The 16,084-nt window shown below is 46.0% G+C and carries 17 protein-coding genes; all 17 read right to left on the bottom strand.

All coding sequences use genetic code 11. The annotated features are described in order from the left end of the window. Window positions 1-204: 204 nt before the first annotated feature. Entirely contained in the window at window positions 205-906 is a 702-nt protein-coding gene (locus ABDB91_RS06645; protein WP_347490812.1) for a TraR/DksA C4-type zinc finger protein, read from the bottom strand. Between the two features lie 14 nt (window positions 907-920). Continuing rightward, window positions 921-1,286 carry a DUF5665 domain-containing protein gene (locus tag ABDB91_RS06640; protein WP_347490811.1) on the bottom strand — a complete coding sequence of 122 codons (366 nt, stop codon included), beginning with the start codon at window positions 1,284-1,286 and terminating at the stop codon, window positions 921-923. Between the two features lie 313 nt (window positions 1,287-1,599). Beyond that, the gene (secF, locus tag ABDB91_RS06635; protein WP_347490810.1) at window positions 1,600-2,466 is read right to left on the bottom strand and encodes a protein translocase subunit SecF; all 867 of its coding nucleotides are present in this window, start codon (window positions 2,464-2,466) and stop codon (window positions 1,600-1,602) included. 14 nt (window positions 2,467-2,480) lie between these two features. Continuing rightward, on the bottom strand, window positions 2,481-3,722 hold the full coding sequence (gene secD, locus ABDB91_RS06630) for a protein translocase subunit SecD (protein WP_347490809.1): 1,242 nt from the start codon (window positions 3,720-3,722) through the stop codon (window positions 2,481-2,483). Between the two features lie 23 nt (window positions 3,723-3,745). Beyond that, a complete protein-coding gene (locus ABDB91_RS06625; protein WP_347490808.1) occupies window positions 3,746-4,405 on the bottom strand; it encodes an HD domain-containing protein in 660 nt (219 codons plus the stop codon). 68 nt (window positions 4,406-4,473) lie between these two features. Next, window positions 4,474-4,764, bottom strand: coding sequence for a preprotein translocase subunit YajC (yajC, locus tag ABDB91_RS06620; RefSeq protein ID WP_347490807.1), 291 nt, complete (start codon window positions 4,762-4,764; stop codon window positions 4,474-4,476). A gap of 111 nt (window positions 4,765-4,875) precedes the next feature. After that, window positions 4,876-5,988: a tRNA guanosine(34) transglycosylase Tgt gene (gene tgt, locus ABDB91_RS06615; RefSeq protein WP_347490806.1), complete on the bottom strand. Its 1,113-nt coding sequence runs from the start codon at window positions 5,986-5,988 to the stop codon at window positions 4,876-4,878. A gap of 19 nt (window positions 5,989-6,007) precedes the next feature. Beyond that, entirely contained in the window at window positions 6,008-7,030 is a 1,023-nt protein-coding gene (gene queA, locus ABDB91_RS06610; RefSeq protein ID WP_347490805.1) for a tRNA preQ1(34) S-adenosylmethionine ribosyltransferase-isomerase QueA, read from the bottom strand. Between the two features lie 49 nt (window positions 7,031-7,079). Then, window positions 7,080-8,504, bottom strand: coding sequence for a SpoIID/LytB domain-containing protein (locus ABDB91_RS06605; protein WP_347490804.1), 1,425 nt, complete (start codon window positions 8,502-8,504; stop codon window positions 7,080-7,082). 217 nt (window positions 8,505-8,721) lie between these two features. Further along, window positions 8,722-9,261 carry an epoxyqueuosine reductase QueH gene (locus ABDB91_RS06600; RefSeq protein WP_347490803.1) on the bottom strand — a complete coding sequence of 180 codons (540 nt, stop codon included), beginning with the start codon at window positions 9,259-9,261 and terminating at the stop codon, window positions 8,722-8,724. 19 nt (window positions 9,262-9,280) lie between these two features. Further along, entirely contained in the window at window positions 9,281-10,312 is a 1,032-nt protein-coding gene (ruvB, locus tag ABDB91_RS06595) for a Holliday junction branch migration DNA helicase RuvB (RefSeq protein WP_347490802.1), read from the bottom strand. A gap of 216 nt (window positions 10,313-10,528) precedes the next feature. After that, window positions 10,529-11,149, bottom strand: coding sequence for a Holliday junction branch migration protein RuvA (ruvA, locus tag ABDB91_RS06590; RefSeq protein WP_347490801.1), 621 nt, complete (start codon window positions 11,147-11,149; stop codon window positions 10,529-10,531). A gap of 121 nt (window positions 11,150-11,270) precedes the next feature. After that, window positions 11,271-11,756, bottom strand: a complete 486-nt coding sequence (gene ruvC / locus ABDB91_RS06585) for a crossover junction endodeoxyribonuclease RuvC (protein ID WP_347490800.1) — start codon at window positions 11,754-11,756, stop codon at window positions 11,271-11,273. Between the two features lie 127 nt (window positions 11,757-11,883). Beyond that, on the bottom strand, window positions 11,884-12,501 hold the full coding sequence (locus ABDB91_RS06580; protein WP_347490799.1) for a hypothetical protein: 618 nt from the start codon (window positions 12,499-12,501) through the stop codon (window positions 11,884-11,886). Between the two features lie 139 nt (window positions 12,502-12,640). Then, window positions 12,641-13,378 carry a YebC/PmpR family DNA-binding transcriptional regulator gene (locus ABDB91_RS06575; RefSeq protein ID WP_347490798.1) on the bottom strand — a complete coding sequence of 246 codons (738 nt, stop codon included), beginning with the start codon at window positions 13,376-13,378 and terminating at the stop codon, window positions 12,641-12,643. Window positions 13,379-13,412: 34 nt separating this feature from the next. After that, a complete protein-coding gene (nadE, locus tag ABDB91_RS06570; RefSeq protein ID WP_347490797.1) occupies window positions 13,413-14,138 on the bottom strand; it encodes an NAD(+) synthase in 726 nt (241 codons plus the stop codon). Window positions 14,139-14,801: 663 nt separating this feature from the next. Next, entirely contained in the window at window positions 14,802-15,980 is a 1,179-nt protein-coding gene (locus ABDB91_RS06565; protein WP_347490796.1) for a Xaa-Pro peptidase family protein, read from the bottom strand. Between the last annotated feature and the right edge of the window lie 104 nt (window positions 15,981-16,084).

The raw sequence follows: 16,084 nt of genomic DNA, 5'->3' as shown, positions 1-16,084 counted from the left end.
AACCCGGCAACCACACCAGTTACCAATGCACAAAAAATAATACCCGGGGGCCCTCATCTTAAGAGCCAAGATGAAGTCCCGCGGGCATATTCGCTGCCTCAAGGGCCCGGCTATGACGTGTGCTTTTCCCAGCCCGACTTTTAAAATCACTCTTAATATACCATATGCTAAAGACGGTGACAATTCCAATGGAAAAACACTTAATTAATCTTCATGGTTTATGCCAACATCGATTCTTTCCGCAGGGTCATTTTCATTATCCATATCCCGAGTACTTTCATAAAAGATACCATCACTGCCCACCTCGTATGGTATATGGTCGATTAAATCCGTATCACCCGGCTCATCCCCGCCAAATTCACCACCGCCATAGTAGGCCCCGGCCCCGGAAAGGGGCGAATGTTCCTGCCATCTGGCCACATCTTGCCAGGCGTCTTCGCCGTCGTAACCGTTTTTATCCGTGGGGTCATTAAAAGTACGGGCAAAAGGCGGCTCCAAAATATCCTCCTCCACAGGACGCACGTTTTTTCTATGGGCAGGCTCCTCTACCTGAGCTCGACAATTGACGCACTGGGTGGTATAAGGTACCGCCTGCAGCCGTTCCAAGGGTATTTTTTCCCCACATATTTCACAAGTACCGTAAGTGCCGTTCTGCATTCTTTGCATGGCATGCTCAATAGCCTGTATTTTAATCATGGCATCTTCACGCAGGGCAAAATCTTTACTGCGCTCAAATACTTCGGTACCCACGTCTGCCGGGTGCTGGTCATAGGTAGATAGCTCTTCTACGGATTCCGACAGGGAAACGCCCAGACCTCCATCGTCGATATGGCTTATGGTTTGCATTAAATTGTTTTTTTCCTGTTCTAATTGACGCTTGAATTCGTTTAATAATCCCTGTTCCATCGTTTTCCCCCCTGTTATTTTGTGCCCAGCTGCAATTGAACTATTTTAACCAGATCGGCAATGAAATCGCCAATGACGGGCAGGTTCAGAGACACCAGTCTTTGCAAAATCAATACTATTATCGCACCTAAAATAGCAAACCCAACAGCAATACCAAACCCCCTGGCAATGCCACTGATGAAATTAATATACATCAGCTTATATGGCTTTTCTAATAGATCAACGTATTCGGCCAGCTTCATTTTTTCCATATTAATGGCCAATTCCCTGACTTTGCTCTCCAGAGCTTGCAAGACCTTTTCCTGCCTGCCCGCCTCCCAACAGCCAATTTCCCCGGAAGCCGAAAAATATTTGCGTGATTTAAGATTTTGCTTATTCATTGTCTTAGCCCTCCAAACCTTTTTTTAATTTGCCCCGGGTTATATAAAAAAATAAACAGTGTGAGGTTCAGCACCGCACCTAAATATTTAAACGGCTTTTAAATACCAATGCTCCCAAAACCAACAAGAAAAGCGCGCTCATTCAGTTCCCTTTGCGCACGCTTTTCAGTAATTTAATCCTTAGCGCTTATTATAAATATGACAAAAATAATTCCCTAAAGTATAAAAAAACGCCTTGGATAGATTTCAGCTCACCCAAGACGCCTTTGACACATTATATTATCAGCTAGCTATATTTATTATGGAAATTTTATTATCTGGCTGCTTTTTTCTCCATCAATTTTAAATCAACCCAAAACGGACTGGCATTAAATATTGATGAGTAAGTACCGGATATTACTCCAATTAATAAGGCTAGAACAAAGTACTTTAAAGTAGTGCCACCCAGGAAGTACAAAGTGAACAACACAAATAGCACTGACATGCCGGTATTTAACGACCGGACCATGGTTTGCCATAAACTGACGTTGACCAAGTCCTCCAGGGTTTCCCCCTTCTTGCACATCCTTAGGTTTTCCCTGATACGATCAAAAATAACGATAGTGTCATTAATAGAATAACCGATAATGGTTAATATGGCCGCCACAAAGGTAGTGTCCACCTCAATCTGTAAAATGGAGAATATACCCAGGACCACCAGCAAGTCGTGCAATAACGCAACAACTGCTGCCACGCCTTGTTTAAATTCAAAACGGAAGGTTATATACACCAGCATCAGCGCCGACGCAATCAGTAAGGACAAAATGGCATTCGTGGTAATCTCTTTGCCGATCACCGGTCCCACCCGTTCGTTGCGCAGCAAGGTAACTTCTCCTATTTTTTGCTTTAAAGTGGAAATCAGAGTGGCGCTTTCTGTCTCGGTAAGCTCCCGGGTTCTAATCATATAACTGTTGTTATCGCTTTCCTGAATATTATTGGAAGCTGCGTAGCCCAGTTCCTCCACTGCTTCCCGCACTTGTTCAATCTTCACGTCCTGCTCCAGCCGGACTTCCACAAGATTACCGCCGGTAAAATCAATACCCAAGTTAAAACCCCGGGTCAGCATAGAGAACAGGCCCGGCAATATTACCAGCAGCGAAAAAATATACCAAATCTTCCTGTGTCGGATAAAGTTAAACATTTGTCCTGCCCTCCTTAAGCGCCATAATAGCGAGGATCTTTAACTACATTGGTGGCAGCGGTCAGGTGCAGCATCCATCTCGTCATGCTGATGGCTGTGAACAAACTGACCAAGATACCAATGCTCAGCGTCACCGCAAATCCGCGAATCATACTGGAACCTAAAAAATATAACACGGCCGCGACAATCAGCGTTGTGACGTTGGAATCGAACACAGCCACAAAGCCCCTGTGAAAACCGGCGTCAATGGCCGAACGAATACTTTTGCCGGTACGCATTTCTTCCTTTATCCTCTCGAAAATAACCACGTTAGTATCCACGGCCATACCAATAGACAGCAGGAAACCGGCAATGCCGGGCAGCGTCATGGTAGCATGGATGCCGATAAATATGGCCAGTACGATAAGCGCATAAAAAATTAGTGTCATATCGGCAATTAATCCGGGAACGCGATAATAGACAAGCATAAAAACTAAAATAGCCACAAGACCGACAATACCGGCATTTATGGATCTACCCAGGGAATCCTGACCCAGCTGCGGGCCTACGGTCCGCTTCTCCATCACTTCAAGCTGTACGGGCAGTGCGCCGGAATTCAAAAGTATGGCTATGGTGTGCGCCTCATCCAGGTTTTCATAGCCCGTAATGCGAGCCCGACCGGTGGTGATAGGCCCCTCCACCACCGGGTTTTGCAGCAGCTTGCCATCCAGATAAATACCAATGGGCTTATTCACGTTGGCCGCGGTAGCCTGGGCGAATTTAGTGGTGCCCTCTTTGGTAAAAGTAAGATCTACCTCCACCTGACCGGAGTTGGGATCCCGGGATTCCTTAGCTTCCTTTAAATCCGCCCCGGTTATAACGGTCTGACCAAGTTCATTTTTAAATTCCAGATAAGCAGGCTGAATTAACTTTACAACGGCTTGTTCAGGGTCGTCTATACCCGCCAGTTCCACAATTATTCTTCGTTCGCCCTGGCGCTGGATAATCGGCTCGGATACCCCGGTTTCGTTAATTCTTCTTTCCAGCACAGACTGGGCCCTTTTCATAGTTTCATCATTAACTTTGGATGTAGCCGTATCCTTGGCCTCCAACACCACATGCACACCGCCCTGTAAGTCAAGGCCGAGAATAACCTGATTGCCCCAGGGCAGCCATGAAATATTCTTGAAAATTGGCAGCGGCACCGCCGCTGTTATGCCCACCACTGCAGCAACCAGTATAATGGCGGCCATGGTCAATACTTTACTCCATCTCATTTAGCCATTCCCCCTTAGTTCAATTACAGTAACCTGGCTCCGTTGACCACCAACTCAAATACACAATTTAAAAAAACCGCCGCCCTTCTGCACAATATCATCCTGGTTAAAAAAATCTCAAAATACTCCATTACCGGAGTAATTTCTATATCAATAGTCAGCTCCATAGTAATGGTTCGTTTCTTTTCATCAACCCAAACAAGGGAATTTTCCACAGCGTAATTAACCCGGTCATGAATATCGAAGGTGGCAAACTCCCGGTTGCGCACCCGGGAGCGATGCACATCCGATTTGTCGGCCAGTATCAGCGCAGCCGCTACAGTATTCACGGGCTGGCCATACTGTTCCTCGTGATTGGCAATCGCTGAAATAACGATGGCCACTTCATCGGGATTCATGCCCATTTGCAACAGTATGGGACAGCAAATGGCAGCCCCTGAAATACCGTGGTCGTTGCGGCTCACCACATTACCCACGTCATGCAGATAACCGGCAATAGACGCCAGTTCGGCCTCCCGTTTACCATAATCAAGCTTGTCCAGTATGTTTTTAGAAATGCTGGACACCAGATTGATGTGTCGATAACTATGTTCCGTGTAACCCATAGCGCCCAGAAATTCATTACCTTTGCGAATAAAACTGTCCAACACCGGATTGCCTTTGACATCATCCAGGGTTACCAAGCATGAATGCCTCCTTGTGCCGTGAAAAATTTTCAGCAAAAAGAGTAGACCGGGTCTACTCCCAATAATTAATCTTTTTTAAGGTCAATACTTTCACTGCTCGAAATAATCTGCGCCACTGCGGTTTTCAATATTTCAATACGTACATTTTCAGCTACCCGCAAAATAAAAGTATCTTCTTTAACTTTTATTATAGTGCCGTAAATGCCGCCCACCGTGACAACCCGATCATTTACCTTTATATTGGATACCATTTGAGCATGCTTTTTTTGGCGCTGCTGCTGGGGTCTGATCATTAAAAACCAAAGCAATGCAAATAAACCGACAATATATAATATGCCAATAGTTGTTTCATTCACTGTGTTCCCCCCCCTTTCCCAATTATAAATCAAAACATAATACTTATTCTTTATTATTATTCATTTCCCTTTTTTAAATTTCATCATGTAATTTAATGTAAAGCAATGCATTTAATCCAGCTTAAACTGTTTTAAAAAATCATCCTTGTACTCCACGAAATAATCGCCGGCTATAGCAGCCCGAATGTCTTCCATCAGCCGCAGCACAAAACGCAAATTGTGCAGTGTAGTTAATCTAATGCCCAGTATCTCGTTGGCTTTAATTAAATGTCTAATATAAGCGCGGGAAAAATTACGGCAAGTATAGCAGTCGCAGGCAGGGTCTAATGGCTTGAAATCTCTGGCATACTCGGCATTGCGCACCACAAGCTTACCTTGTCGGGTGAACACCGTGCCATTGCGGGCAATTCGGGTGGCCAGCACACAGTCAAACATATCTATGCCCCGGTAGACCCCCTCCAGCAAACAGTCCGGCGATCCCACCCCCATCAGATAGCGGGGCTTTTCCCGGGGCATGGCCGGCACAAGATAATCCAATACCTCGTACATCATTGATTTCGGTTCTCCAACGCTTAACCCGCCGATACCGTGCCCTGGAAAATCCATATCAGCCAGCTCCGCCGCGCTTTGTAAACGCAGATCGCGGTACATGCCTCCCTGAATAATACCGAATAGCGCCTGGTCCTCCCGGTCATGGCGCGCGCGACAACGCTCCGCCCAGCGGGTGGTACGCTGCATGGCCGACCGTGTATCCTCATAGCTGCAAGGATAGGGCGCACATTCATCAAAAGCCATCACCACATCCGCCCCCAAAGCCATTTGTATGTCCATAGACGTTTCGGGACTGAAGAAATGCTCCGAACCGTCAATATGACTGCGAAAAGTGACTCCCTGATCGGTAATTTTGCGTAAAGGGCCCAGGCTAAACACCTGAAAGCCACCGCTGTCCGTCAGGATAGGGCCGTCCCAGCGCATAAAATTATGCAATCCGCCCGCCTCGGCTACCAGATTATGGCCCGGCCGCAGGTACAAATGATAAGTGTTACTGAGCACCATTGCCCCGCCACAGTCGCGCACCTCATGAGGGGTCATGGTTTTTACGGTAGCTTGGGTGCCCACCGGCATGAAAATAGGCGTTTGCACCGTACCGTGGGGAGTATTCAACAGACCCAGCCTAGCCGTGCTTCTGTCATCTTCTTTGGTAATTGTAAAACCAATAGCCATATATCGCTCCTTGGACAGATCATATTATTAACATAGCATCGCCAAAACTGAAAAACCTGTAGCGCATCCGCACTGCCAGGTTATAAGTATCCAACAGCCGCTCCCGGCCCACCAGCGCGCTAACCATCATGAGTAATGTGCTGCGGGGCAAATGAAAATTTGTAATCAGCCCGTCCACGGCCCGAAAACGATAACCGGGATAAATAAATATTTCCGTCCGCCCCGCCCCCGGCTGCACCTTACCTGTATCTTGTGCCGCCGTTTCCAGGCACCGGGTGGTAGTGGTGCCCACCGCAATCACCCGGCCGCCCCGGATCCTGGTGTCATTAATTACATGCGCTGTTTCCTCCGGCACGGAATAAAATTCGGCATGCATCCGGTGGCTGGTTACCTCGTCTACCTTAACCGGCCTGAAAGTACCCAACCCCACGTGCAGCAGCACGGGAACAACCGCTGTGCCCCGGTCCCTTACTTTTTGCAGCAGCTCCGGCGTAAAGTGCAGCCCGGCGGTGGGCGCGGCGGCCGAGCCGGGATCCCGGGCATATACGGTTTGATAACGACCGGGGTCCATAGGCTGCTTTTTTATGTATGGCGGCAGGGGCATAACCCCCAACTTGTCCAGCAGTTCTTCAAACACACCCTGATAATGAAATTTAATTAACCGACATCCTTCATCCGCCACAGCTTCCACAGTACCCGTCAATTCATCGCCAAATATAATTTTAGTCCCAGGCGGGACGCGCCGCCCGGGACGCACTAGCGTTTCCCAGATGTGCTCATCACGGCGGGTCAGCAGCAACACCTCTATAGTTGTTCCCGTACCCTCTTTTTTACCCCAAAGACGCGCCGGAATCACTTTGGTATCGTTGATTACCAGCACATCCTGCGGCCTTATATAATCAATAATATCTTTAAATAACCCGTGTAGAGGTTCCCCTCCTTTTTTAGGCAATATCATCAGCCTGGATTCATCCCGAACGGGTGCGGGATCCTGGGCAATCAATTCATCAGGCAAGAAATATTCAAAATCGGCTACCTTCATGCCGTACCCCTTTTACTATTAAGTAATTTCGCGATAACAAAGCAACACTTTACATACCGTAGTTTTCCGCCAGCTTTATATCTGTATAATAGTATTGCAAAATATCCTGGAAACTATAACCTTGATCGGCCCAACCGGCTGCTCCGTATTGTGACATGCCCAGCCCGTGCCCCAAACCACTGCCGGTGAATGTTATACTGCTAATCAAACCACTGTCATCGGTTTGCTTCTGCATGGTAAATAATGCGCTGCACAGGCCAAGAACAGTACGCACCCGGTCAGCATTGGCAACAGTATATGCTTGTGGACCACCCCCAACGTCAATACCTTCAATCGACAGCTTTTTAACCCTCTGACCTGAAGCGGTATATTCCAGTACCTTTAAATCGGTTATACCGGTCAACCCGGTAAACCCGCTGCTATTTACATACTGTTTTAACTGCCGGTTAACTAACGTTACCAACTCACCGGCCGAATAAGTAACCGACCAGTTATAATGTTTACTGTTATTATCGAAGAAATCTTCTTTAGTTCGAATAAAACCCAATGCATCACCCCAGACGTCTTCGCTGTTTTCAGTATAACCGCCGCTGGAGGAATGGAAAAATGCTTCCACCGGCCGGTCGCGATAGGTCAATACCAGGCCTTTGGTAGCATCAACAGCCATGCTGGAAGCCGGTTTTTCGCCGTCATAACCTTGGTACATCTGGCTGGACTGACCGTCCAATACATCAAACCCATAACTGGCATAGTTGCCCAGTTGGGTAAGCAAATAGCTGCGGGCCGCCACCGCTTGGGCCTTCAGCGCTTCTTCGGGGAAAGACACGGGCATCTCCGCCGGAACTACGCCATACAAATACTGTTCAATGGGTAATTCGTTAATCACCGTCAGGCCGTTTTCAGCAGGCCTGATTTCTAAGCTGCCCCGGTAATGCTTTAATTGACCGCCCTTTTCCACACCGGCGATATTTAATCCTCCCCTGGAAAGCTGCTTGACCGAACCGCTCTCGCCCAGCACGTAACAGCCCGCCCTGTCTGCACCCAGGTATTCAAAACCATCGGCACCCTGTGCCGTCAGGTCCGCCGGAGAGTCTTTAGACAACAGCATATCAGCACCGGATAATATGTTTATTTCAGAGGCAGCAATGCCATCGGCCTTAACGGGGCCATTGTACAGGCCCACATATGCACCGTCTTTTAGCACCCGGCACAGACCATTTGCATTTTCCACCGTCCAACGGCCTGCTCCGCTCTCACCAATCACCTGGCCGGTATCAACATTGATTAGCCTGTACTCACCTTGCAAAACAATGGACACCTGCGATACGTTTTGCATGAGCCCCACCCGCACGGTATGGGGAACAACCTGTACGTCACACCAAGCCGGTCCGCCCGGCCATAAGACAATCAGCAGCAATAACGCAAATATCCATAACTTCGAATAAAAGCGTTTAACTATATACCTTCCCGCCATAAAAAAAGAACCTCCCCCGCATAACCATATCGTGGAAAGTTCGACAAAAAAGAATTTTTTCCTGCCAACGCGTATAATGTTCGGATAAATAGTTGAGCCGACAATCACGCATCTATAGCTAAAGACCTTATCTTCTGAACAGCAAGTGATTTTACCTAAACCTGCCGGGGAATTCATGATGATCCCTCCATGATCCATGTCTCACGGCTCTTTTAGTTTATTTTTTATATTTCTTGTCATAGCGTTCCCTTTCACTGTATATGCAGCCGCAGTACTGCTGCCTGTACATATTGAGCGACCGGGATATCTCCGTAGCCTCCCGATAACCCGTCCTGAAATCGGTATAATAAAAGGGCACCCCCGCTTCTTCACCCACGGCACGGCCGATCTCAGCAATTAAGTCATGTTTTTGAAAGGGGCTGACCAACAATGTGGTACTGAAAGCGTCGAATTTGCCATGCCTCGCCACTTTGGCCGTTTGACGCAGGCGCATAATATAACAATACCGGCAGCGTACGCTTTCCCGATGCACTACCTCCCGCAGGTAGCCATCCAAATCGTAATCATCGTTGACAATCATCTGTAAATCATTGTCCCGGGCATAATCCAGCAAGGTTTCTTTTCTTTTCCGCCACTCTGTATAGGGATGTATATTGGGGTTACTAAAATAGCCATAAACCTTATGGTTATCAGACCTTAATTTTTTCAGTGGGTAAATGGTGCAGGGACCACAGCAGGCATGCAATAAAATTTTCATGACTGACCATTCTCCTTCGTTACCACAACGTGGGCTGTTTTGCTCCGGGCATCTCCACACCCAAATGTTTATAGGCGGCAGGCGTGGCCACCCGGCCACGCGGAGTACGGGCTAAAAGACCCAACTGCAACAGATAAGGCTCATAAACATCCTCTACGGTGCCCGCCTCCTCACCGGTAGCCGCCGCAATAGTTTCCACCCCCACGGGACCGCCGGCAAACTTGGTGATCACCGCTGACAATACCCGGCGGTCAGCCTGGTCCAGTCCCAGCGGATCAACTTCAAAAAACTCCAGCGCCTCGACGGCCACAGTCCGGGTAAGCACCCCATCAGCCTTAACCTGAGCATAATCACGCACCCGTTTCAACAGGCGATTGGCAATGCGTGGAGTGCCGCGAGACCGACGAGCGATTTCCTCCGCACCGCCGCCGTCAATATCCACGTTTAAGATTCTGGCCGCTCGAATGATAATAGTTACCAGGTCAACGGTACGATAATAATCCAGTCTGCTAATCACGCCAAACCGATCCCGTAGGGGAGAAGTCATTAAACCCGCCCTGGTAGTGGCGCCAATCAGTGTAAAACGAGGCAAATCAATTCTTATGGAACGGGCCCCGGGCCCTTTGCCAATAATAATATCCAGGGAAAAATCCTCCATCGCCGGGTATAGTATTTCCTCCACCGTACGGCTGAGGCGGTGCACCTCATCAATAAACAAAACATCTCCCTGCTGCAGGTTGGTTAAAATAGCCGCTAAATCCCCGGGACGTTCGATAGCCGGCCCGGAGGTAGTACGGATATTAACGCCCAACTCATTGGAAATGATATTGGCCAGCGTAGTTTTACCCAAACCTGGCGGGCCGAATAAAAGCACATGATCCAGCGTTTCGCCACGCTGCAAAGCGGCTTGAATAAATATACCAATAGTTTCTTTAACCTTATCCTGTCCAATATATTCGCTCAGTTTGCGCGGGCGCAGGCTGACCTCGGTATCCGTATCTTCTTCCCTCAGGGCAGCCGTTATTATTCTTTCTTTATTTAAGTCCCCCATACCACACATTCCGGGCGCTAGACAGGCATTAATGATCATGTTGCCATTGATACCGGTTAGCACAGGCTAAAAGGTGCAATCGATGTGAACACGCTTTTGAAAAACATCCGCCCGGCCCGCTCCTCCTTTTATTTCAATAATTATACTTTGTTTAGATGTAGATATGTATTTGCGTTTTCGGACTTGGTGATTTATTTAAACTTCACACTATGCAGCCTACTTGGTTTTATCCAAAAAACGCAGAGCCAGCTTGACTAACTCGGCCACACCAGCTGTTTTATCCAGTGTTGATTCCCTTGCCCGATGTACAGCTTCCCGAGCTTCACCTGCACCATAGCCCAGTGCCAAAAGACCGGCCAAGGCATCATCCAGAACACCGGCTGCCGCTGCTTCACCCTGCTGTGGCAGCGTTTCGGTTAGTTTAACGCCTAACTTTTTAAATTTATCCTTTAACTCCAGCACAATCCGCTGAGCAATCTTTTTACCTACTCCCGGCACCTTAGTAAGTGCCGATATATCCTCCAGCGTTACAGCCCGGGCCAGTCCCCGCGGCGTTAAGTGAGACAGAACGGCCAGAGCGGCCCGCGGCCCCACACCGTTCACTCCCAACAACAGCAGGAAAACATTTATTTCGTCAGTGCTGAAGAAGCCATACAGCTGCATGTCATCTTCCCGGACAATCATATGCGTATGTAAAAAAACTTCTTGCTCACCCAGCCCGGACAAACCGGCAGCACACGCGGCAGTTACGTTAACCTTATAGCCAACACCATGCACATCAAGCGCTACTGCGTCGGTTTCCACGTTGGCCACAGTGCCCCTTAAAAACGCTATCATACAGATTCGCCCACCTAACATCGCCTTAAACTTTTCATTTCTACTAAGCTGCTCTTGCGGCATCATGGTCTAAATAACAACTACAGATCCTATATATGTATTTATGTATCGCTAATCATATTTATTTTCCAATTAGGCTACTGCTATTATTGACGTGGCAAACGGCCACAGCCAACGCGTCGGCTACATCGTCAGGCCGGGGAACAGCCGTTAAATTCAGTATAATTTTAATCATATATTGTACCTGTTGTTTGTCTGCCCGACCGCGTCCCACCACAGCTTGTTTCACTTGTAAAGGCGTGTATTCAAAAACTGCAAGGTCAGCCTGAGCCGCCGTCAGTATAATCACTCCCCGGGCTTGGCCCACCGACATAGCTGTACGTACATTACTGTTAAAGAATAACTCTTCCACAGCCAAACATTGGGGACGATATTTAACTATTAAATTCTTTAACTCATTATATAATTTATATAACCTTAAGTGCGGCGGCATATCCGACGCAGTTCGTATACAACCGTAGGCCACAGGTGTAAAACTATTACCGGCATAGTCCACAATACCAAAGCCGGTAATAGCGATTCCGGGGTCTACCCCCAAAACACGCATTAAATCACTCCGCATCTGCCTTGTTTAAGTTATAAACACATAACTGCGGCTATACGGGACCCAGCCCGGAAGCCTTGCTCTCCCCATAATAACACAAATAGCCGGCTAACCACAACATGTGTTCTGTCTATGAGTTGCTATATTCGTCCAAATTTTCCAGCAAGGCGTTCAGCAACTGCTCATCAGTGAACTCCAGTGTATTTTGCAAATCAAGCCTTTCATCAGCGCTTAAACTCTGAAAAGCGTCGGTTTTGTTTAGCTTATTCAGAAACGCTTCCGGCAAAAGGTCAATGTTTATACCTGTCTCCAAACGCAACAATATTTCATCATAGCCCAGCGGACCCTGATAAACAGCCAGCTGACCATCATGAATACCTAAGTGTCTGTACTCCTTATGCATACCGCACAAACCATCTATTTGTTTTGTTATAACCACTTCATCGCCTTGCATGGCAACATCCCAACCATCCTGCCGGGGAAACTTCATCTGCAGGCGATGCTCATCCAAGCCAATTAAATCAGGCGCAGCCGGACCCCGGTAATATACCTCCACATCACCGCAGGCTGTGTATTCCTTCTCCTGGCGCACAGTAGTGGTGGATTTAATCAACGGTTCCACCTTGTCACCGGTAAATATGGGCTTCATGGCCGGGTCGCTGACAGTACTTAAAGTAAAATATACAACCATAGCCACTAAAAACACCAACGCAGCCGCTGCTATCATACCAAATAGCTTATTTATCATGGCAATACTCCTTTATTATTTATTAACAGGCATATAATAGGCAATGCATGCCAACCCCATATTACACGGGCTAAATATGTTAATAAAAGGATTATTGCCATTTTATACAAAAAGTAACATAGGTTGCTGTTACAGCAACCTATTCTTCATCTACAATATCAAAATTAGCGTAAACTTCCTGTACATCTTCATGGTCCTCCAGCATATCCATCAGCTTAAGCATTTGCTCCTGTTGGCTGCCGGTAATCATTACAGTAGTTTGAGGTATCCTGGTTACCTCCGCAAGGCTTATTTTTATCCCCTCAACTGCCAGCGTTTCAGCCACCTGGTTCATAGCATCCGGTTCAGTGATTACTTCCAAGCTGTCGTCCTCCTCCTTGACATCCAGCGCACCGGCGTCAAGAGCGGTAAGCAAAAACTCATCAGTGTCCGCTTCCAGATTGGCTTTTTCAATAATCAGTACCCCGCGGGTATCGAACATCCAGGAAACACAACCGGTTTCACCAAGGTTGCCGCCGTACTTGGAAAATAAATGTCTTATTTCACCAGCCGTACGGTTACGATTATCCGTCATAATATCGAGCATTACGGCAACCCCTCCGGGGCCATAACCTTCGTAGGTTAATTCCTCATAATTAGCACCGCCTAATTCACCGGTACCCCGCTTAATGGCTCTCTGTATGTTATCGTTAGGTATATTTTCTTCCTTGGCTTTAGCAATGGCGTTCTTTAATCGTAAATTAGCCTCCGGGTCACCTCCGCCCTGCCTGGCAGAGGCAATTATCTCCTTGGCTATTTTAGTGAAAATTTTCCCTCGCTGCGAATCAACTTTAGCCTTTTTTCTTTTTATAGTTGACCATTTAGAATGCCCTGACACCTAATTCATCACCTCTTCATCGGAAAATACTCTTTTATGAGGGAGGCATGGCCGGTAATTGTTTTTTATGCATACTCTTCATAGCCAGATTGTTTACTTTCCTTCTTAATTCATCTTCAGCTTGCCCCGTTAAGATATATCTATCCAGCTCTTCGTATGTGAAGCCCATTTCTTTTTCGTCACTCTGTCCCTCCCACAGACCGGCGGAAGGTGGCTTATTAATTATAGGAGCCGGGATATTGAGAAATTCAGCCAATTCGAAAACCTGTTTTTTTACCAGGTTGCCAATAGGCAGCAAATCAACACCACCATCGCCATGTTTTGTAAAATAGCCCACGGTAAGCTCACTACGGTTGCCGGTGCCAGCCACAAGGCTTTGCCTTCTGGCCGCATGATAGTAAAGTGTTGTCATTCTAAGACGTGGTTTTATATTAGCAATAACCAGGTCCTTCTTCTCCGGGTTATAATTTTCACCAGTTAGTAATTTTACCATTTCCGCAAATGGTTTGTCCAATTGTACGGTTTCATACTCAATACCTATTGATCTAGCCAGTAATTCAGCATGCTGGGCATCCTGGGGATTACTATAGCAAGGCATAATTACACCAAAAGTTGTTTTGGGACAAACATTGCGACATAATGCCGCCGTAACCGCTGAATCAATACCACCGCTTAGTCCTACGACAAAACCCCTGGCCCCTCCATTATTAATTTGTTCTTGCAGCCAATTCTCTATTTTTCCAGCCAGGTCGCCTACCAAGTTCTTCGCCTCCATTCAAGCATATATAAACGCGCGTTGTTATTTTATCATATTTTTTTTGTATTAGGCAAATGGTATGCATAATCTTACTATCGCACCCCGGAAAAAGTTACAAAAAAATCCCTGTGCTTAAATCCTTATCGTGATCATAAGCCAGGAAAACGTATGCGGTTAAGATACAGATTGCTCTATGGGAAATTTAAAAGTTTTATCGGCCATGATTCGAAGATGTCACGCAACCCCACCACTACCGAATCGTAAAATTTTCGGGTTTTCATTAAGCGTCCTCAACCTGTACCGGAAAAACGTTCTCCCGCCGAACATAAGCATATCGTCTTTTCTGCTAACAATAGTTATATATTCGCTTTTGCCTTAGCTAGCCAAATTACCGGTATACATCCAACCCTGATAAACCCGTTTTGCACTTTGTTCCAGGAATACATTGCTTGAACAAGCAATGTTTGATATGGATCTTAGAGGTCTAAAAGCATCCATACACAAGAAGAGTATATAACCAAGGCTAAAAATGTTTCAGAATCACTTTGGCAATCGGCCCTGAACCAGTTAATAGCACCGCGCCAGCGGTTTTGTTCTATCTATATATTGTATAATAACCCTAAAAAGAACGTTAAGGCTTTAAGCCAAGGCTACACTGTTAATCATTTATACTACAAATAGTTCCCTCTTAGTAACAGATAGTATTTCACATCCATTTTCTCTTATCAAAACCATATCCTCCAATTTTACCGCACCATGTTCCGGGTGGGTCAAATGAATCTCAATAGTCATAACAAAATTACTTCTTAATTCAAAGTTTGATTTTTCAAATAATATAGGTGGTTCATTGGCATCTAAACCTATTCCATGACCAACAAAGTTGCCCTTCCTCGGTGTCAGCCCCAAAAAGTACTCTTCGGCACCCCATCGCTTAGCACAAGAATACGCTTTATCAAATACTTCACTACATTTAACTCCCTCTCTCAAAGAAGCGATAACATTATCTGAAACGTCCCTAAGAACCTTAAATAAATCCGTCACCTCTGCAGAGGCTTTACCTAATACATATGTACGCGTCTCATCGCAATGATAGCCTTGGTGGCAAGTAGGTATATCAACTATAATTATATCTCCACTTCTTATTTTTCTTAAAGACGGTCCAGCGGGTACTGCCGGACTCAGACCTATACCAGTAATTGTATTGGAAAAACCACTTACCTTAAACAAGTTTTCACCAGAAGAAAGCGGACCACGACTTATATAAAAATCAAAATTTCTCATAGACAATATTCCTTCGTGCCCGACTTTTCTATGAGCATATTCAACTTCTGCCGCAAGTTCTAGCTCTGTCATTCCTTCGGTAAGCACGTCAAGGACTCTTTGGTGGCCAGCATTCATTATGTTGCAAGCTGTCCTAATTAAGCCGATTTCTTCCTGATCCTTTTTCATTCTTTGCATCATTATTTCTTCTGAAATATTAACGAACTCGAAATCAGTAAATATTCTCATTATCTTTAAAAATAGTTCTGCAGGAATAACATCCAATTCTAATCCTAATTTTCCTTTATTTATGCCGATTTCTTTTATTTTTAACAATGTTTCCTTAAAGCTACCACCGTTGAGAATTTTACTACTATCTATCCATGCTTCGTTTAATACAAAATCCAATGCCCTTCTTACAATCAGAAAATAATCGTTTTGGGTTACTACTAAAATACAAGGTTGTGCTGTTCCGATATAATAAAGAATATCTCTAGAAAGAACGAGGATAGCAGCATCTATTTCCAACTCTATAAGTCTTGTTTGAAGATAATTCAACCTCATTGTCTTAATCTTATTTATCATCCCCGGAACCACCTTCCCTAATATTTTGCGCAAGATGCAACACGAATTCAGGTTAAATATTAAAAAGCCGTCTTTCTACTGTTGCAATGTTTAATAAATAGAAC

It is taken from the genome of Desulfoscipio sp. XC116, from assembly GCF_039851975.1.
Lineage (GTDB): Bacteria > Bacillota > Desulfotomaculia > Desulfotomaculales > Desulfallaceae > Sporotomaculum.
Note: the sequence above shows the minus strand (reverse complement) of the source record. Positions and strands in the feature narration are given on the sequence as shown.